This is a genomic window from Pseudomonas sp. S3_A09 (genome assembly GCF_054668065.1).
In genome coordinates this window covers 5,431,032-5,451,166 of the sequence record NZ_CP162752.1, presented here as the reverse complement: position 1 = coordinate 5,451,166, position 20,135 = coordinate 5,431,032, and the positions used below count along the sequence as shown (strand labels likewise).

The following is a 20,135-nucleotide window of genomic DNA, read 5'->3' as shown; positions in this document are numbered from 1 at the left end:
GCTGTACCCATGCCCGCCGCCAAACTGCTAAGCGAACTCAAATCCCTGGGCGTCGAACTCTGGCCCCAGGACGGACAACTGAAATTCCGTGCACCCCAGGGCCTGCTCGACACCGAGCGCCTGGCGCAATTGCGCGAACACAAGCAACAGATCCTGCACTTGCTAGAGACACAGGAACGCCCGCTCGTGCTGGCTGATCCGGCGCAACGCCACACGCCCTTCCCTCTCACCGATGTGCAGAACGCCTACCTGCTGGGCCGCCAATCGTCCTTCGGCTACGGTAATGTGGCCTGCCATGGCTATCTGGAACTGAGCTGGCCAAGCCTGGACCCACAGCAGGTGGAGCTGGCCTGGAACCGCTTGATCGCTCGCCACGACATGCTGCGCGCGGTGATCGCCAGTGAAGGCTCGCAGCGGGTGCTGGCCGACGTCGCCCACTATTCGCTGACCATTGCCGACCTGCGTGGCGCCACCCGCGCGCAGCACCAGCATACGGTGCAACAGATTCGCCAGGCCATGGAGCAGAAGCTTTACCCCACCGAGGTCTGGCCGCTGTTTGAGCTGCGCCTGAGCCGCAGTGACAACGGCGACACACTGCACTTCTCCATGGACTCCCTGATCGCCGACTGGGCCAGCGCGCAGCTGCTGTTCAATGAGCTGGAACTGTTGCTGCAGAATCCCCAGGCAGCCTTGCCAGCCCTCGACATCACCTTTCGCGACTACCTGCTGGCCGAGCGCAGTTTGCTCGAAGGCAGCCGCCACCAACGCGACCGTGATTACTGGCTGACACGCATCGACGCATTGCCCGCCGCACCGCAACTGCCGACGCCCCTGAGCGGCGAAGACACCCGCGAGCCACGGTTCCAGCGACACTCGGCGTGGCTTGAGCCGCGGCCATGGGCTGCCCTGAAAAGCGCAGCCAGCGAACGTAGCCTCACCCCATCGATCGTAGTGCTGGCAGCCTATGCCGCGACCTTGCAACGCTGGAGCCAGCAACCCGCCTTCAGCCTCAACCTGACATTGCTCAACCGCCTGCCGCTGCATCCACAGGTGGATCGCCTGGTGGGCGACTTCACCTCGGTCAGCCTGTTGCAGGTCAACGATCCCGAGGGCCTGGACTTCACCGCCCAGGCACGCCAGTTGGGCAACCAATTGTTTACCGACCTGGAGCACCGGTTGTTCTCCGGCATCCAGGTCATGCGCGAAATCGGTCGCCGCCGCGGGCGTGAAGCGGCGGCCATGCCGGTGGTCTTCACCAGCGCCATCGGCCTGGGGATTGAGGCGCCGCCGGCCAGTCAACGCCGGGTTGGCCACGGCATCACCCAGACGCCGCAAGTCACCCTCGATTGCCAGGTGATGGATGACGCCAATGGCCTGCACATTCATTGGGACGTGCGCCAGGGCGTGTTTCCCGACGGCCTGGTGGACGACATGCAGCAGGCGTTCGTCGCCGAATTGCAGTTGCTGGCCCTGGACCCGGCAGCCTGGGAACATCCGGTGCAAGTGCCGCTGCCGGCCTGGCAGCAGCGTGAACGCTTGGCGGCGAATGCTACCGCCGCCCCGTTGCCCACCGGCCGTCTGCATGACGGCCTGCTGGCCATGGCCTGGGAACATCCCCACGCCCTGGCGGTGATCGATGCCAGTGGCAGCCTGACCTACGCCGCCCTTGCCGAACGCGCGCTGGCGGTGGCGTCAGCCCTGCGTGAGGCGGGATGCGACGCGCAGGAACCGGTGGCGATCCTGATGCCCAAGGGACTCGACCAGGTGGTGGCAGCCTACGGCGTGTTGCTCGCCGGCGCCGCCTACCTGCCCCTGGACAGCAACGCTCCGGCCGCACGCCGCGACCGCGTACTGCGCAGCGCCAAGGTGCGGCATGTGCTGGGGCATTCCCTGGCGCAGCCCCATACGCCGTTGCCCGAGACATCGCAGTGGCACAGCGTGGACCGGCTGCCCTCGGCAGGCGCGGATTTCGAGCTGCTCGAAGGCAGCCCCGATCACCTTGCCTACGTGATCTACACCTCCGGCTCCACCGGCGAGCCCAAAGGCGTGATGATCAGCCATCGTGCCGCACTCAATACCGTGCAAGACATCAACCGACGCTTCGAGGTCAACGCCGATGACCGCGTACTGGGCCTGGCGCAGTTGAGTTTCGACCTATCGGTGTATGACCTGTTCGGTCCCCTCGCCGTGGGCGGAACCCTGGTGCTGCCCGACCCCGCACGCGGCGCCGACCCATCGCATTGGGCCGAGCTGGTGCAGCGCCATCAGGTCACGCTGTGGAACTCGGTACCGGCACAGTTGCACATGCTCGCCGACTATCTGCACGCCGAACCCCGCCCACTGGACAGCCTGCGCCTGGCCTTGCTCTCCGGTGACTGGATCCCGCTGAATCTGCCCCCCAACTCAAGGCGCTGCTGCCCGAACTGAAACTGGTGGGCCTGGGCGGCGCCACTGAAGCCTCGATCTGGTCGAACCTGCACCCTATCGGCGCCATCGACCCAGCGTGGCGCAGCATTCCCTACGGCCTGCCGTTGGCCAACCAAGGCTTTCGGGTACTCGACCACCACTGGCGCGATGCACCGACCTGGGTGCCGGGCGACCTGTATATCACCGGTGTCGGCCTGGCCCAGGGCTACCTGGGCGATATGGATTTGAGTGACGCACGCTTTTTTCCTCATCCGCTCGACGGTCAGCGCCTGTACCGCACCGGTGACCGTGGCCGCTACCTGCCGGGGGGTGAACTGGAATTCCTGGGCCGTGAAGACGGCCAGGTGAAAATTCGCGGGCACCGGGTGGAGCTGGGTGAGGTTGAGGCTGCACTGCTCGCCACCCCCGGCGTGGACAGTGCGGTCAGCCTGGTCAGTGGCGACCTGTTGGCGTTCGTCACCGCCGCACGCGCCGAACCCGAGCCGCTTCCAGGCGCGTCGTTGCTTACGGCGGTCAAACGCTATGCCGACAGCCAGGTGGGTAGTTTCGACGCGCAACAGGTGCGCGAGTATCAGGCTGACCTGAGTGCCGCCGCATTGAGTTCAATGCTGGAGGTGTTGCTCAAAGCCGGCCTGTTCAGCGGCGAACGGGCCGAACCGGACGCTGGCACAATCCTGCACGCCTTGCACGCCGAGCCGCGTCACCATTGGCTGGTACGCCGCTGGTTGGGCGCGCTGTGCGAGGCTGGTTTGCTGCGCTACACCCACTCGCACTACCGCCTCGCGCAACCCGCGCCCAACCCGGCACTGGCGTGGGGCCGGGTGGAACAGGCGGTCGCCTCGGGGCTGTGCAGCCAGGCGCTGCTCGACTACCAGCTCAAGCATGTGGGGCAACTGCCGCAACTGCTCAAGGGCGAGGTCAACCCGTTCGACCTGCTGTTCCCCCAAGGCCAACTGGACTTGGCATTGCAGCTGTATGGCGGTGACGCGGTGTCGCGCTACAACAACCACTGCATTGCTGCGCTGATCAATCGCCTGGCCACCCACCATCAAGGCGATGGCCCGCTGCGCATCCTCGAAATTGGCGCCGGTACTGGCGCCACCAGCGCGCCGGTCATCGGCTTGCTCGATGGGCTGGAAGTCGACTACCTGTTTACCGACATGACCGCGTTTTTCCTGCCGGCGGCCAAGCAACGCTTTGCTGAACAGGCCTGGGTGCGCTATGGCGTGTTGGACATCGACCAGGACATCCGCCCTCAGGGTCTGGCCAGCAACAGCGTGGATATCGTGCTGTGTGCGGGCATGCTCAACAGCGTCAAAGACATCGATAACGCCCTCGGCCAGATCACCGAATTGCTCAGTCCCGGCGGTTGGCTGGTGTTCAGCGAACCCACCGGTGAGTGGCCGCCGATCCTGCTGACCCAGGGCTTCATGATGACGCCGGTCAATGGCGACCACGACCAGGGCCGAAGTGGTCTACGTGACGCCGATATCTGGCAGGCGCGGGTCAAGGCCTTCGGTGGCGAATGCCTGCCTGCCCTGCCCCAGGCCGACCACCCGCTGGCCGCCCTCGGCATGCAGGTATTCGCCGCGCGCTTCAAGGCCGGCGTGCAGCGTCTGAGTGTCGACAGCCTACGCCGCGCCCTGGCCCAGCGCCTGCCGGACTACATGCTGCCAGCGCACCTGCAGGTACTCGACCGTTTGCCGCTGACCGCCAACGGCAAGGTCGACCGCAAGACGTTGGCCGGCTGGCGCCCTGCCGCCGATGCCCAGGCCTCCAGCAGTCAAGAAGCGCCGAGCGATCCGCTCACCGCCGAGTTGTGTCGCGTATGGGCCGACGCCCTGGGGCTGGCGCAGATCGGCGTCGAGGACAGCTTCTATGAAAAAGGCGCCGACTCGCTGATCCTCGCCCGTGTCGCCGGCCAACTGCGTGAGCAACTGCCCCAAGCCCAAAGCCTGAGCTACGACACCTTGTTGCGGCAGATGCTCAATGAGCCGAATGTCGCCGCCCTCGCGCGCCTGCTCAATCAGGGCAAAACCACGCCGGCCCGAGTTGCCGCCAGCGGTGAAGCGCAACGCTCATCCCGCAGCAACGCGCTGGTGGTACCGTTTGGCGGGGGTGAGGCCGGCCCGGTGCGGGTGATGTTCCATGCGGCCCTCGGCACCCTGGATTATTTCCAGCACCTGGGCCGCGCCCTTGCCGACCAGCAGGCGGGTCCGGTGATTGGCTTTGCCGTGGCGGACACCGAACAGTACCTGGCGCTGGAGCCCAAACGCCTGATCGAGAGCGTGGCCGAGGACTACGCCGAGCGCTTGATTGCCGACGGCCATCAACGTTTCCAGCTGATCGGCTACTGCCTCGGCGGCCTGCTGGCCACTGAGGTTGCCCGACGCTTGCTCGAACGCGGCATGGAGGTGGTCGACTTGAGCCTGATCGACAGCATCCCGATGTTCATCGACACCGACGAAGAACTGGCCTACGAGGCGATCTTCGTGCCCAACCTGAACCTGGACCCGGTGAAAACCGTGTTCGGTGCGCACATCGAAGACTACGACGTGTACCGTGCCATCGACCTGTTGATGGCACGCGACAACCGCCGCGTGCCGGCCGGGGCCATGGCGGCGTTGAGCGGCGATCCGGGGCTGGACGCGCTGGCGCTGGCGGTACAACAGCAATCGGCGCGCAGCCAGGAGGAGCGCCTGGCCGAATACGCGCACCTGGCCTCAGGCCAGGCCGGCGTACCGATCGGCGCCGAACTGGTGCCGACGCTGTTCCGCGTGTGCCGCCACAGCATGCGTGCGGCGCGATTCGACCCGCCGCCGTTCCTCGGCAACATGACCTACCTGCGCTGCCTGGAGCAGCAATCGTTTGGTATCACCGGCGGCGTCGGTCATCTGGCCGCGCCGTTCTGGGAAGACGCCTGCCTGGGCCGCTTCGAGTTGATCGACGTGCCCGGCAACCATTTCAGCGTGATCGAACCGCCCCACGTCCACACCGTTACTGGGCACCTGCTTGAGGCCCTTCGGAAAAACTCATGACCACTGCCCTGGATACCCTGAAACGCCCGGTCAATCGCCTCATCCGCCTCGGTGTGGCGTTCGCCGCCCTCGGCGCATTGGTAAACCTGGTGCCCTTTATCGGCCTCACCGAACTGGGCCGCTTGCTGTTGGCCGGCAGCGCCGACAGCCAAACCCTGTGGCTGTGGGCCGCGCTGGTGGTGATCGCCCTGAGCGTAGGGTGGATGGCCAGCGGCGTGGCGCTGTGGTTGACCCATGTGGCTGACCACCGGCTGCAATCGAGTTTGCGCGAAGCCATGGTGCACAAGCTCGGGCGCGTGCCGTTGGGCTGGTACACCGACACCACCTCCGGCGCCGTGCGCAAGGTGGTGCAGGATGACCTCGAAGACCTGCACCACCTGGTCGCCCACCATGCGGTGGAACTCACCGCGGCCATCGTCACCCCGCTGGCGGGCTTGCTGTGGCTGGCCACGCTGAACTGGCGGCTGGCGCTGCTGGCGGTGCTGACGCTGCCCATCTACGCAGTGGCCTACACCCTGATGATGCGCGGCTTCGGCGCCAAGATGCAGTTGCTGGACAAGAGCATGACCCGGGTCAGCGCGGCAATTGTCGAGTTCGTGCACGGCATTGCCGTGGTCAAAGCGTTCGGCCAGGTCGGCCAGGCGCATCGCAGCTATCAGCAGGCGGTCAACCAGTTCAGCGAGCAGTACGCCGGCTGGGTCAGGCCGCTGCTGCGCCTGGAAGCCTTTTCTTCGATGGCCCTGAGTGTGCCGGTGATCCTGCTGGTAAGCCTGGGGGTCGGCAGCCTGTTGCTGGCGTACGGCTGGATCACGCCGCTGGAACTGTTCGCCGAAACCCTGGTAGCGGTGGTCATCCCGCAATCGCTGCTGGTGATCAACCAGAGCCTCACGGCCCAGCGCACGGCCCTGGCAGCAGCCGATCGCATCGAAGCACTGCTGGACGTCGAGGAACTGCCCACGCCCAAGGCCTGCGTCCAACCCCAAGGCAGCGACATCCGCTTTGAACAGGTGCAGTTCGGCTACGACGCCGAGCACCTGATCCTCAAGGGCGTCGACTTGCACTGTCCAGCCGGCAGCGTCACCGCATTGGTCGGTGCATCCGGTGCCGGCAAGTCGACTCTGGCCAAGCTGGTGCCGCGCTTTCATGACGTCAACGCCGGCCGCATCTGCGTGGGTGGCGCCGATGTGCGTGAGATCGACCCGCGCCAGTTGTATCGACACGTGGGCTTCGTGTTGCAGGACGCGCAGCTGGTGCACGGCACAGTCGCCGATAACCTGCGCCTCGGCCGCCCCGACGCCAGCGATGCGGAGGTCGTGGCGGCGGCGCGATCGGCGCAGATTCATGCGCGTATCCAGGCCCTGCCCCGGGGTTATCAATCGGTGATCGGCGACGATGCGGTCTTCTCCGGTGGCGAAGCGCAGCGCGTGTCCATCGCCCGCACCCTGCTGGCGGACACGCCGGTGTTGATCCTCGATGAAGCCACCTCCCACGCCGACCCCGAATCCGAAGCGCTGATCCAGGACGCCCTGTCGGCCCTGGCACGTGGTCGCACGGTGCTGGTGATTGCCCATCGCCTCGCAAGCATCAGCGGGGTCGACCAGATCGTCGTTCTCGACCAGGGCCGCGTGCTGGAAAGCGGCTGCCATGAACAACTGCTGAAAGCCAACGGCGCCTATGCCCGAATGTGGCGAGCAGGTGCCGAAACCCCTGCCTTGGAGATGTCTTTGTGATCCGTAGCCTTGTGACCTTACTGGGCCCGCCCCATGCCTCGCGTCTCTACCGTTACCTGGCGTGGCTGGTGACCAGTGCCGTGCTGCAAGGCCTGGCCGTGGCCCTGTTGGTGCCGATCCTGCACGCGCTGTTCGTCGGCGACTTGCCCAGCGCCATGACCTGGCTGGCGGGCCTGGCGGCGATGGTAGTGCTGACCTGCATCGCCCACTACCAGCAGGCCATGAAGGGTTTTGCCCTAGCTCTGCTGGTGCTGACGACGTTGCATGATCGTCTCGGCCAGCACTTGGTCAGCCTGCCCCTGGGCTGGTTCAACTCGGAAAAGGTTGGACGCCTGTCGCGCAGCGCCACCAGCGGCACGTTGATGGTCACCGGTTTGTTTGCCCATTACCTGGGGCCGGTGGTGTCCGGGGTAGTGGTGCCGGCCACCGTGGCACTGACCCTGTTCGTGTTCGACTGGCGCCTGGGCCTGACGGCCGTGCTGTGTGCGCCGTTGATCTACTTCGCCCATCACTGGTCGGCCGCCGCCATCGGCAGCAACGATGCGCGGGTGGAAGCCGCCGCGACCCTGGCCGGCAACCGGGTGGTGGAGTTCGCCCGCTACCAGCAAGTACTGCGCGCGTTTGGTCGCACCCAGGACGGCTACGCGCCGTTGCAGGCGGCCAATCAGGCGCAAAAGCAGGCCGGTGGTTCGATGCTGTCGCAGACCTTTCCCAAGCTGCTCGCTGGCGGTTTGACCGTGCAGCTGGCGTTCGCGCTGCTGGTAGGCGTGGGCATTACCCTGGCTGCCCATGGTGAAATCGATGCCATCCAGCTGGTTGCCCTGCTCGCCCTGGCAGCGCGGTTTGTGGGGCCATTGGCCGAAGCTGCTGCACGCAGCGGTCTATTGCGCATGGCCGGCAACGACCTGGATCAGTTGGTGGGCATCCTGCGTGAGCCGTCGCTGCCCGAGCCCGTCGTCAGCCAGCCCTTGTCCGCGCCGGGCAGCCTGGCCTTCGAACAGGTGAGCTTCGCCTACCCCAGTGGCCCGACGGTGCTGCAGGATCTGACCTTCAGCGCCCCGGCCCATTCAATGACCGCGATTGTCGGCGCCTCGGGTTCGGGCAAGACCACCGTCACTCGCCTGCTGATGCGCTTTTTCGATACCACCACGGGCAGCGTCAAGGTCGGCGGCGTGGACGTGCGTGAACAGTCCAGCGAGGCGCTGATGGCGCAACTGTCGCTGGTGATGCAGGACGTGTACCTGTTCGACGACAGCCTGGAAGCGAACATCCGCGTGGGCAGCCCGGACGCCAGTGCCCGCGACGTCGCCGAAGCGGCACGGCTGGCCGGTGTGGATGAAATCGTCGCACGCCTGCCCCAGGGCTGGAACACGCCGGTGGGCGAAGGCGGCGCATCGTTATCCGGGGGCGAACGCCAGCGCGTCTCACTGGCCAGGGCGTTGCTCAAGCGTGCGCCCATCGTGCTGCTGGACGAAGCCACCGCCGCGCTCGACCCGCACAACGAAGCCTTCGTACAAGCCGCGATTCAGCGCCTGATGCAAAACTCGACCGTGCTGGTGATCGCCCATCGCTTGCCGACCATCATGGCCGCCGACCAGATCCTGGTCCTGGACCAGGGGCGTCTGGTGGAATCGGGCACCCACGCGCAACTGCTCAGCCTCAACGGTCGTTATGCCGGGTTCTGGCATGACCGTCAGCGCGCCGGCGGCTGGCGCCTGAATGCGCAGGCCCAGCCATGCTGATCGGGGTGCTGGGTGCCAGTGGTGACGTCGGCCTGGCCAGCGCGCAGGCCTTGTTGAGCCTGGGCCTGCACAACCTGCGCCTGGGCGGGCGTGACGCGCACACCGGCGCGCGTTGCCTGGCGCGGCTGCATCAGCAATGGCCGGATGCTCGGTTGCAATGGACGGCCGTGGACTTCAACGACACGCCCGCACTGGCCAGGTTCGCCCGTGGCTGCGACGTGCTGCTCAATTGCGCCGGCCCCTCCTGGCGCGTGGCGGACCGTGCCGCACAGGCCGCCTTGAAAGCCGATGCACATTACGTCGACGCCGCCGGCGATATACACCTCGACCCGGCCCTATGGCGCGGGCGTAGCGCGGTGCTTGGCGCGGGCCTGCAACCGGGGCTCACCGGCCTGCTACCGCGCTGGCTGGCTGCGCAAGGGTTCACTCGGGTGCAGGGCCTGACCAGCTATTTCGGCCTGCGCGACCAATTCACGGCGGTGGCCGCGGACGACTTCCTGCAAGGTGCGGTTGACGGCTCCAGCGAGCCCTTGGCGGCCTGGCACAACGGCCGGTGCAGCCGCGCACTGAGGCGCCGTCGCGATGTGCTGCTGCCGTGTTTCCCCGGCCCGGTGCATGTGCTGCCCTACTTGAACGAGGAAGGCGAACGCCTGGCCAGGGACCTGCACCTGGAGACAGGCCAGTGGTTCAACGTGATAACCGACGGGCATGTGCTCAACGCCCTCGACCAGGCGCACAACCTGCCGCGTGCCGAAGCGGTGCAACGCTTATGCACGGCCAGCCAGTTGGACCTCAGTGGCCAGCCACCCTTTGTCACGTTGTTGCTGCAACTCGATGGTCTCTGCGACGGCCAAGCGTGCACTCGCAGTCTGGTACTCAGCGGCGCCGGCAATGCGGCACTGACCGGCGCCATGGCGGCGATCACCGTAGTGAGTGTGCTCGAAGGCGAAATCCGCCCCGGCTGCCATCACGCCGCCCACGCCTTGCCGCCCGCCGCCAGCCTTGAACGCCTGCAACGCACCTCGTCGATCCGCACGCTGAACCTGCTGGACCACCCGCTCGAACACCTGCAATACGCCGAAGAAGGTTGCCTATGAACACCGCCCTCAACGCACTGAAACAATTGAGCCTGGGCGTCATGGCTGACGTGCTCCTGCATACGCAGGCCTTGCCGATGCAGGTGTGGCGAACAGCCGAACACCTTAACCAGGCCCTCGGTACGGCACCGCGCCATGCCTGGATTGTGCGGCGCTGGCTGGCGGCGTTGTCGCGTGCCGGAGCCGTGCGTGAAGACAACGACCGGTTTGCCTGGCACGGCACGCCGCCACAAGCAGCCATCGGCGATCTACCAAAGTTGTATGCGGAACTGGGCTTCCCGCCGAGCATGGCGCAACTGCATGCCCAGGTCATCGAGCGCCTGCCCGAGTTGCTGCGCGACCAGATTGCCCTGGCGCCTTTGTTGGTGCTTGCCGGGGACCCGGTGGCGGTACTCGGTGCGTACCAGCACAACCACTTCACCGCCGCGATCAATCAGGCGCTGGCGGCCCGCGCGCGGGAGGCCGGCAAGGCCGACGAAGTGCTGCAAGTGCTGGAACTCGGCGCCGGCGCCGGCTGCACCACCCGCGCTGTACTCGCGGCCCTGGAAGACCGCGAAAAGGTCTATCGATTCACCGACCTCAGCGCCCTGTTTACCGGCGCGGCTCGTCGCCAGTTCCGCCTGGAGCCAGGCGTGCAATTCAACCTGCTCGACCTCGATCGCGACTTCAGCGAACAAGGCATCGAACCCCGCAGCCAGGACCTGGTAATTGCCGGCAACGTGCTGCACAACGCCTGCGACCTGCCGCGCAGCCTGGCGCGAATCCGCGATTGCCTGCGCGACGGCGGCACCCTGCTGTTCAGCGAATCCATCGCCGACAACCCGGCGATGCTGACCTTCATGCACCTGTTGCTATCCCCGCCAGCCGGCGCCCCGCCAAGGGCCACCGATGAGGTGTTCCTCTCACCCGACGCCTGGCGCCTGGCCCTGCACGCCGCGGGTTTTGAGTTGCTCGACCTATGGCCCGCCGCGACCGACCCGCTGGCCGTCGCCGGGCAACGTCTGTTCCATGCCACAGGAGTTTCCCGATGAACGTCGATACCCTGCTGATCGACCTGCCCACTGCGCCCTGGCAACTGCCTGCATTTACCGACTTGGGCGTTCATCAGTTGGCGCCCGCCCGGCTGCTGGCCTTGCTTGAGCGCCAACGCCCCGCGGTAGTGATGATGAGCGCCGAACAGCTGGAGTGCCTGCTGGATTTCCCCGCGCTGGCGCTGAGTGATCTCAGCCACCTGCAACAGTTGCTGTTCGTCAGCAACCGCTCCGGTGACTGGAAGCTCGCGGAGCGAGCGGCGGCGCACCTCGATTGCAGCGTCCAAGGCTTCACGGAGCAATGGCACGACTTGGCCAGCATCAAGCTCGCGCATCAACGCTGGCGTGAGCGCGCGATGGACCATCCCCAAGTCAATGCCGCGGCCCTGCACGGTCAGACGCTGTTCGTGGTCCCGCGTCCTTGCGCGAGCATGCCGGTAGACGATCACCTGGCCGCAACCGAGGCGGCGCTCGATCAACAATTTGAAGCCGCACAGCTGAGGGAGGCAGTGCGACTCAATGACCGATTGGGCCATGCCGCGTTGCTCTCCATGCTCAATGGGCTTGAGCAGTGCGGGCTGCTGCCTGCACCGCTCAATGACGTGGCACACAGCCTGGCGCTGGCCGGCATTGCCCCCGGTCACCGGCCTTTGATTGCACGCTGGCTCGATGTGCTGCAATCCCAGGGCCTATTGCAACGTGCCGCCGATAGGTTGCAGCCCACCCTCGACGCAGATGCCTGGAGCGATGCCGCCCTTGAACGTATTTGGGCGCAGTTGAGCGTGGACTGGGCGCGGAATACCGGCGGCAGCGGCACCCTCGACTATGCGCGGGAGAATGCGCGGCAGTTGCCGTCGTTGATGCGCGGTGAATGTGCGGCGGTGCATCTGCTGTTTCCCGAAGGCCGCACCGAACGCGCGACAGCGCTGTACCGCGAAAGCCTGGCGGCGCAATACCAGCACCGCGCCGTCGCCCACTGGATCGGCGCCTGGGCCGCACGCCAGCCGGCCGGTGTGCCGCTGCACGTGCTGGAAGTCGGCGCTGGCACCGGTTCCACCACCCAGGCGGTGTTGCCCACGTTGGCCAATGCCAATGTGGATTACCTGTGCACCGACGTATCGCGCTACTTCAGCGAGCAAGCCGCCGAGCGGCTCAAGGGCTGGTCGTGGGTGCGCCACGGCGTGTTCGATATCGACCGCCCAGCCCTGGCCCAGGGTTATCCAAGCCAGACCTGGGACCTGATCGTCGCCGGTGGCGTGCTGAATGCGGCCCGCGACACCGAACGTTCCCTGGCCACCCTGCTCGCTTTGCTCAAACCGGGCGGCTGGCTGGTGTTCAGCGAACCGACCCAGGAAGCATTCTGGGTGATGGCCTCCCAGGCTTTCATGCTCAACCAGGCCAGCGACGAGCGCCAACTCAGCAGCGCCACATTTCTGGACCTAATGCAATGGCAAAGCGCACTGGCGCGGGCCGGCTTCCACGGCAACCGCAGCCTGCCCGCCGCCGCACACCCGCTGGCGAGCCTGGGCCATCGCGTATTCGTAGCTCAGGTCCCGGCCCAACGCCTGAGCCGCGCCGCACTGAAGGCCCATCTGGAAGACCCCGCGCTGCAGCTGGAACTGCTCGACCATTTGCCCGACTTCAGCACCGCCAAGGACTTGCCATGACCCCACTGGACTACCCTTTCAACTGCTTCACCGACCTGAAGCTGGCCGAGCCCTATCGCCATGCCCAGCAGGCACCGGGGCTGTTGCGCATCCAGATGCCCATCGGCGCCCCCGCCTGGCTCGCCACCCGCTACGACGATGTTCGCCTGGTGTTGGGCGACCGGCGCTTCAGCCGCAGCGAGGCGTTTCGCCGCGACGACAGCCCCCGCGCGTTTCCGCGCATCGCCGGTGGCATCGTGATGATGGACCCGCCGCAACTCACGCGAATTCGCTCGCGCGCCGCCCAGGCCTTCACCCGTCGCCGCGTCGAAGCCCTGCGCCCCCACGCCCGCGATTACGCTCACCAGTTGATCGACCGTATGCTCGCCGCCGGCCCGCCTGCCGACCTGGTCAACGACTACGCCCTGCCGCTGCCCCTGGCACTGATCTGCGAGCTGCTCGGTGTACCGGTTCAGGACCGTGATCGCTTCAAGGTGTGGAACAATTCACTGCTGTCAACCCGCACCGAGGACGCAGCCCAAACCCAACGTCACTTGGGTGAACTGGCCGCGTACATCAAAGGCCTGGTGGCCGAGCGTCGACGCGAACCGCGGGATGACTTCATGACCGCCTTGACCCAGACCGACGACAAAGGCGAGTCCCTCAACGAGGAGCAATTGCTGCTGTTGTGCATTGCGATCCTGGTCGCCGGTTACGAAGGCAGTGCCGCGCAGATCCCCAATTTCATCCAGGTGCTGCTGGACAACCCCACCCAGTGGCAACAGCTCAAGGCCGATCCCGAGCAGATACCGCAGGCGGTCGAAGAGCTGCTGCGCTACATCCCGCTGGCCTCGGCGGCGATGTTTGTGCACTACGCGCTGGAAGACATTCAGGTCGGTGAAACCCTGGTGCGCCAGGGCGACGCGGTGTTCGCCTCCATCGGCGCCGCCAACCATGACCCCGCACGCTTTGAAAACCCGCAGGCGCTGGACCTGCATCGGGATGCCAACGGCCATTTCGGCTTCGGCCATGGCCTGCATCACTGCATCGGCTCGGCCCTGGCACGGGTCGAATTGCAGGAGGCGCTGCACGCCCTGGTGGTGCGCCTGCCCGACCTGCAACGCTGCGGCGAAGTGCAATGGAAAACCGCGACGTTTTTTCGCGGCGCCCACTGCCTGCCGGTGACCTGGTCATGAGCCGCCCGCCTGTACGCAAACGCGTGGTCATTGCTGGCACCGCGTTCGGCCGTATTTACCTGCAAGCCCTGGCGCGCGCTCAAGCCGACTACGAACTGGTGGGCATCCTGTCACGCGGCAATGCCTACTCCCGCGCCTGCGCCGCGCACTATGGCGTGCCGCTGTACGAGGCTGTGGAGCAAGTGCCGGATGACGTCGATATCGCCTGCGTGGTGGTGCGCTCAGGCGCCACCGGCGGCGCCGGCAGCGAGCTGGCCCAGCACCTGCTGCGGCGGGGCATCCATGTGCTCCAGGAACACCCGGTGCACCACCGCGAAATCGCTGCGTGCATGCAGGCCGCGCGCCAGGGCCGCGCGGCTTATGCGGTGAACACGCTGTACCCGAATATCCTCGCGATCCGGCGTTTTCTCACCGTGGCCGAGTACCTGCGCGAACAGCAGGGGCTGGCGTATATCGACGCAGCTTGCAACAGTCAGGTCGCCTACCCGCTGCTGGACATTCTCGGGCGTCTCGCCGGGGGTATGCGGCCCTGGGTGTTCGCAGCGCCGGGTGCCGGAGTCGGGACGCAACCCTTCACGCGGCTCAACGCGCGTTTCAACGGTGTACCGATCAGCCTGCGCATTCAGAACCAGGTGCACCCCCAGGACCCGGACAACCATTCCTTCCTGTTGCATCGCCTCGAAGTGGGCTGCGAAGCCGGCGTGCTGAGCCTGGGTGACACCCATGGCCCGGTGCTCTGGAACCCGCGCCTGCACGCCCCACGGGACAACACCGACCGCTTGATCATGGCCGGCCCCGGCAGCGAACGCCTGGCCGGTCCGACCATGGTGGTGCTCGACCCGCAGACCCCGGCGAGCTACCACCAGGTGTTCAACCAGGTCTGGCCCGATGCAGTCACTGTCGCCCTCGGCGAGCTGTGTCGCGACATCGATGAACCCGCACGCCGCCTGCGCAGCGGTGTGTGGGCCACCGAGGTGTCCATGGCCTGGCGCGAAATGAACAGCCTGATCGGCATGCCTGAACTGATCGAACCACCGGTGCCGCGTGCACTGCCACTGGCCGAACTCCAGGCCCGTGCCGACGCCGTACACCCCCCTTGCGGTGACGACACCGCCCAACTGCTGGGAGCCCTGCCGTTTTGAACACTGCCCAACCCTCTTCCGCATGCAGCCATGTGCTGCTGTGGGTGCGCGATCTGCACCAGGCCGTAGCGAATTTCCGCGCTGCCGGCTTCGAGGTCACTTACGCCACTGCCGAGGCCAGCGCGCAACACGCGCACATCTGGTTCAGCCAGGGGCCGATCATCGAACTGCTGACCACGCCTCGGCATGCCTGGCTGTTCAAGTGGCCCATCGACTGCCTCGCCGGCCGGGGGGCCGGACGGCGCATGTTGCGTTGGGCCGCCCAGGGCGAAGGCTTCTGCGACCTCGCCCTGCTGTGCGAAGACCCGGCCCTGGCGCCGCGCCTCAAGAGCCTCGCGGCCTGCGGCGTGCACATGGGGCGCACGGTGAACTGGCGACGCACCTGCGCCGATGGCAGTCAAACACGCTTTCGCTTCGTGTACCCGCGCCATGACCGCCTGCCATTCCTGGTCACGCCCTACTCACCTTCCCAGCACCCGGCGCGCAGGGTGCACCCCAATGGCGCCACCGGGTTGGCCGCGATTCTTCTGGGCGTACACCCCGACGATCACCCCGCCCTCAACTTACTGGCCGGCGATGACCCGCTGCTGCGCCTGCAACCGGCCACGCACACCGGCGTACAAGCGGTGCATATCACCGGCCTTGCGCACCCGTTGAATTTGCACGGCGCCCAGTTGTTGAGCTGCCCGACTGCCCAAGGAGATTGCCATGCTTGATGGATGTACTGACTGGCCCGACGACTTTATCCACCGCTACCGCGAGCAAGGCTACTGGCGCGGCGCGCCCCTGGGCGAACTGCTGCGCGAGCAGGCCCGGCGTACGCCGCACAAAGAAGCGTTGGTAGACGGCACTCGGCGCTGGACCTACGCCGACCTCAACCATCAGGCCGACTGTCTGGCCGCCGGTCTCGCTGAGCGCGGGCTGGTGGCTGGCCAGCGGGTGCTGGTGCAGTTACCGAATGTCGCCGAATTCTTCAGCCTGACCTTCGCCCTGCTGCGCCTGGGCGTCATTCCGGTGTTTGCGTTGCCGGCCCATCGTGAACATGAACTGGCGCACCTGGCGCACCTCAGCCAGGCGGTGGCCTATGTGATTGTCGATCAGCATCTGGGCTTCGACTATCGCCCGTTGGCGCGCACGCTGCGTGCGCAAGTGCCGAGCCTGCAACAGGTGTGGGTGGTCGGCGCCGCCGAGGAGTTTGTGCCCCTGGCGCAGTGTGTCGCCAGCCCGCGCGAATGGTCGCAGCCAGATTCGCGAGGGGTGGCAGTGTTGCTGCTGTCCGGCGGCACTACCGGCCTGCCCAAGCTGATCCCGCGCACCCATGATGACTACGCGTGCAATGCGCGCCTGGCGGCCCAGGCGTGTGGGTTCGATGCCGATACGCGTTACCTCGCCGCATTGCCGGTGGCGCACAACTTCCCCCTCGCCTCCCCCGGTGCGCTGGGCGTGTTCAGCGTCGGTGCCACCCTGGTGCTGGCGCCGGAACCGAGCCCGGACACCGCCTTCGAACTGATCGAACGCGAACGCATCACCCACACCGCCCTGATCCCGCCACTGGTACTGCTGTGGCTGGAAGTCGCGCAATGGTCCGATAACGACCTGAGCAGCCTGCAATGGCTGCAGGTCGGCGGTGCCCGGCTCAAGGCCGAGATTGCCGCACGCATCCGCCCGGCCCTGGGCTGCGGCCTGCAACAGGTGTACGGCATGGCCGAGGGTTTACTGTGTTTCACGCCGCTGGATGATCCGCAGGCGTTGGTGTTTGACACCCAGGGACTACCGCTGACCGCCGACGATGAGATCCGCATCGTCGACGCCGACGACCAGCCGGTAGCACCTGGTGCCATTGGTGAATTGCTGGTGCGTGGTCCCTACACCATTCGCGGCTATTACAACGCCGCCGAGCAGAACCAGCGCGCCTTTACCGCCGACGGTTTTTACCGCAGCGGCGACCTGGTGCGGCGCCTACCCGAAGGGCATTTGATCGTCGAGGGACGCAGCAAGGACGTGATCAATCGCGGTGGCGAGAAAATCCCCGTGGAAGAGATCGAGAACCTGCTGCTCGGCCACCCACTGATTCGCGATGTAGCGCTGGTGGCCCTGGCCGACGAGCTGTTGGGGGAACGCAGCTGCGCCTGTGTGCTGGCCCACGGCGAGCAGGTCGACCTGGCCTCGATCAACGCCTGGCTGCGTGAACGTGGGCTGGCCGCCTACAAATTGCCGGATCGCTTGCAGGTGCTGCGCGAGTTCCCGCTGACGCGCCTGGGCAAGGTCAACCGCAAGGCCCTGGCAGAGCAGGTGCTGGCGCTATGAACGGCGCTGCATCGCCGTGGCTGCGCGTGCTGCGAGAAAGCGAACTGGCGCGGGCGCGCTTGGTGTGCCTGGCGCATGCCGGGGGCAGCGCGAGTTTTTTTCGTCCGTGGCTGGCGCACCTGCCGGGGGATATCGACCTGTTGGCCGTGCAGTATCCAGGGCGTGAAGAGCGTTTCAACGAAACGCATATCCCGTGCTTGGAGAGCCTGGCCATGCACATTGCCGCAGCGCTGCAAACGCTGCCCGCCCGGCCCTTGCTGCTATTCGGCCACAGCATGGGCGCCGCCCTCGCCTACGCCGTGGGGGTGCGCCTGCAGGCGGCAGGTTGTGGAGCCACCCATGTGTTCGTCTCGGGCCACGCGCCTGCGCACCGGCAACCGCCCAGTGACCTGCACCGCCAGGACGACGCCACGCTGATCGCCGATATCCTGCGCCAGGACGCCGACGCCGCCGGCCTGTGGGCCAACCCGCAACTGCGTGCGCTGTTCCTGCCGACCCTGCGCAGCGACTACCAGGCCATCGAAACCTGGCGGCCCAAGCAGCTTGCCCGCTTGACGGCGCCACTCGATGTGCTGCTGGCCCGTGATGACGCGGAAGTCAGCCTTGAGCAGGCCCGCGACTGGGCCGATCTCAGCCATCACACCCCGGATATTCGCCTGTTCGAGGGCGACCACTTTTACCTCAAGCACCAACCACGACCGGTGATCCATCACCTGTTGCAACGCACTGCCTACCTTCAGGGAGACTCGGTATGAAAACCCCGGAACACTGCACCGGCCTTTCGGACATTCGTCAGGCCATCGACAGCCTCGACCAGCAGATCATCGACGCCCTCGGCCTGCGCATGCAGTACGTCAAGGCCGCCTCCGCGTTCAAACCTGACCAGGCCAGCATCGCCGCGCCGGAGCGCGTCGCAGCGATGTTGCCGCAGCGCCGTCAATGGGCGCAGGCGGTCGGGCTGGACGGTGAGTTTATCGAGGGGCTGTTCAACCAGATCATCCACTGGTACATCGCCGAGCAGACCGCCTTCTGGCTGCAGAAAAAGAGCAAGGTGGTATGAACGAGAACGCGTTGCTCAAGGTGTTCCAGACCGCGCACCAGCGTGCGGTGGCGTATCAAAGGCCAGTCATGGCTGTTTCTTCATACGCCGCGCCGACGCTGGAAGCCCTGGCCCTTTATGAAGCCCACAGGCAGGGGTTCTTCTGGTGCACGCACTCGCCGGACCTGGCGCTGTTCGGCCTGGGTTGCGCCTGGCAGATCGAGGCCAGCGGCCCCCGGCGCATGCTCGACGTGGACCGCCAATGGTTCGCCCTGTGCGCCGACGCGGTAATCGTTGGGTCCAAGGCACCGTTGCTGCTGGGTGGCATGCGCTTCGATGAACAGCGGCCGTGCGCCCCCCATTGGGCCGCCTTCGCTGACGCCAGTTTTCATCTGGCCCATTGGCTGCTCAGCGAAGACGCCCACGGCCGCTGGCTGCGCTGCCAGCGGGTAGTCGGACCCGACAGCGACCCGCAGGCATTGGCTCGCGACAGCCTGGCGGCCTATGCACAATTGCTCAACCCTCCCGCCGCGACGGCCACTGCGCCCGACGTCATCGAACGCATTGCACTGCCTTCCCGGCAATGGCAGGGTAAGGTCGATAGGGCATTGCAGGCCATTTCAGCTGGCGATTTGAACAAAGTGGTGTTGGCGCGGCATATCGAGTACCAACTGGACGCGTCCCTCGACAGTGGAGCAGTGATGCAGCGTCTGCACGCACGCAGCAACGCGTCCCACCTGTTCGCGCTGCACCGTGGCGAGCATTGCTTCATGGGTGCCACGCCCGAACGGTTGCTCAGTTGTCAGGAGGGTCGTCTGACCACCCATGCCCTGGCAGGCAGCGCGCGACGTGGCATGACGGCCAACGAGGATCACGCTATCGGTGAACGGCTCCTGGCCGATCCCAAGGAGCAACATGAACACCGACTGGTGGTGCAGACCATTACCCAAGCCCTGGACGGCAAGGTCAGCGACCTCCAGGCCGCGTCATCCCCCCACCTGCTGAAGCTGGCCAACGTGCAGCACCTGAGCACGCCGATCATGGCGCAACTCAACTCGGACAAGCGTTTGCTGGACGGTATCCACGCGCTGCATCCAACGCCGGCGGTGGGTGGATTGCCAACTGCGACCGCCATGGACTTCATCCGTCGCCACGAAGGCTTCGACCGGGGCTGGTATGCGGCGCCTGTGGGTTGGCTGGATTCACAGGGTAACGGTGACTTCCTGGTGGCTCTGCGCTCGGCGCTGATCGCCCCTCGGCACTGTCATTTGTTCGCGGGGTGCGGGATTGTTGAGGGCTCTCAGCCTGCCGAGGAGTATGAGGAGACCCAAATCAAGCTTGCCAGCATGGAGCAGGCACTCTTGCTCGTCCCCCCCCGGCCCTAATCAGACGCCTCTTTGAGCACCTCATAAATGAGGTCGGAGGCTATGGCGACGAGGATCAAATCAGTGCCCGCCTCCAAGAGAACAACGGGCGGACCGTCTGGCTGACCTGCGCAGATTCCGGCAGCGCGCGGGCAATCGAGACGGCCACATCGTCCCCTTCCCCTGACGGATTTTGGCTGGGACGCTCCATGCCGACGTGCGGATAACGCTCGCAGTATCGTGCGACGCATCCGCCAGCCTCTATGCCACGATTCAGGTTCCTTACCCGCACGGCAAAAGACTTTTGCCATTAATCTCATTGATAGCTCCCTAACGAAACCCCCATACTAGAGGGCTAATCTCGCGCTTATATCAT

The 20,135-nt window shown here is 66.0% G+C and carries 12 protein-coding genes and 1 pseudogene; all 13 read left to right on the top strand.

Going from position 1 to position 20,135, the window contains the following annotated elements; all coding sequences use genetic code 11:
- Nucleotides 1-9 precede the first annotated feature (9 nt).
- The 13 genes and pseudogenes from AB4N92_RS25355 (at nt 10) to AB4N92_RS25295 (ending at nt 19,780) form a co-directional block, all read left to right on the top strand.
- Nucleotides 10-5,465: pseudogene (locus tag AB4N92_RS25355) on the top strand (non-ribosomal peptide synthetase).
- Complete coding sequence (locus AB4N92_RS25350) at nt 5,462-7,195, top strand: ABC transporter ATP-binding protein (protein ID WP_010210581.1); 1,734 nt, start codon at nt 5,462-5,464, stop codon at nt 7,193-7,195. The pseudogene AB4N92_RS25355 and the gene AB4N92_RS25350 overlap by 4 nt, the downstream one beginning before the upstream one ends.
- A complete protein-coding gene (locus AB4N92_RS25345; RefSeq protein WP_021492003.1) occupies nt 7,192-8,937 on the top strand; it encodes an ABC transporter ATP-binding protein in 1,746 nt (581 codons plus the stop codon). The genes AB4N92_RS25350 and AB4N92_RS25345 overlap by 4 nt, the downstream gene beginning before the upstream one ends.
- Complete coding sequence (locus AB4N92_RS25340) at nt 8,931-10,034, top strand: saccharopine dehydrogenase NADP-binding domain-containing protein (RefSeq protein WP_010210583.1); 1,104 nt, start codon at nt 8,931-8,933, stop codon at nt 10,032-10,034. Before AB4N92_RS25345 ends, AB4N92_RS25340 begins: the two co-directional genes overlap by 7 nt.
- Nucleotides 10,031-11,065 (top strand): class I SAM-dependent methyltransferase, encoded by a 1,035-nt coding sequence (locus AB4N92_RS25335; protein WP_010210584.1) that lies wholly within the window; start codon nt 10,031-10,033, stop codon nt 11,063-11,065. The genes AB4N92_RS25340 and AB4N92_RS25335 overlap by 4 nt, the downstream gene beginning before the upstream one ends.
- On the top strand, nt 11,062-12,732 hold the full coding sequence (locus AB4N92_RS25330) for a class I SAM-dependent methyltransferase (protein WP_044287151.1): 1,671 nt from the start codon (nt 11,062-11,064) through the stop codon (nt 12,730-12,732). The genes AB4N92_RS25335 and AB4N92_RS25330 overlap by 4 nt, the downstream gene beginning before the upstream one ends.
- Nucleotides 12,729-13,907, top strand: a complete 1,179-nt coding sequence (locus AB4N92_RS25325; RefSeq protein ID WP_236267313.1) for a cytochrome P450 — start codon at nt 12,729-12,731, stop codon at nt 13,905-13,907. The genes AB4N92_RS25330 and AB4N92_RS25325 overlap by 4 nt, the downstream gene beginning before the upstream one ends.
- A complete protein-coding gene (locus tag AB4N92_RS25320; RefSeq protein ID WP_010210589.1) occupies nt 13,904-15,049 on the top strand; it encodes a Gfo/Idh/MocA family oxidoreductase in 1,146 nt (381 codons plus the stop codon). The genes AB4N92_RS25325 and AB4N92_RS25320 overlap by 4 nt, the downstream gene beginning before the upstream one ends.
- Complete coding sequence (locus AB4N92_RS25315) at nt 15,046-15,765, top strand: VOC family protein (protein WP_031290816.1); 720 nt, start codon at nt 15,046-15,048, stop codon at nt 15,763-15,765. Before AB4N92_RS25320 ends, AB4N92_RS25315 begins: the two co-directional genes overlap by 4 nt.
- Nucleotides 15,758-17,356, top strand: coding sequence for a (2,3-dihydroxybenzoyl)adenylate synthase (locus tag AB4N92_RS25310; RefSeq protein ID WP_044287149.1), 1,599 nt, complete (start codon nt 15,758-15,760; stop codon nt 17,354-17,356). The genes AB4N92_RS25315 and AB4N92_RS25310 overlap by 8 nt, the downstream gene beginning before the upstream one ends.
- The gene (locus AB4N92_RS25305; RefSeq protein ID WP_010210593.1) at nt 17,353-18,111 is read left to right on the top strand and encodes a thioesterase II family protein; all 759 of its coding nucleotides are present in this window, start codon (nt 17,353-17,355) and stop codon (nt 18,109-18,111) included. Before AB4N92_RS25310 ends, AB4N92_RS25305 begins: the two co-directional genes overlap by 4 nt.
- The gene (locus AB4N92_RS25300; protein WP_010210594.1) at nt 18,108-18,416 is read left to right on the top strand and encodes an isochorismate lyase; all 309 of its coding nucleotides are present in this window, start codon (nt 18,108-18,110) and stop codon (nt 18,414-18,416) included. The genes AB4N92_RS25305 and AB4N92_RS25300 overlap by 4 nt, the downstream gene beginning before the upstream one ends.
- Nucleotides 18,413-19,780, top strand: a complete 1,368-nt coding sequence (locus tag AB4N92_RS25295; RefSeq protein WP_010210595.1) for an isochorismate synthase — start codon at nt 18,413-18,415, stop codon at nt 19,778-19,780. Before AB4N92_RS25300 ends, AB4N92_RS25295 begins: the two co-directional genes overlap by 4 nt.
- Nucleotides 19,781-20,135 lie beyond the last annotated feature (355 nt).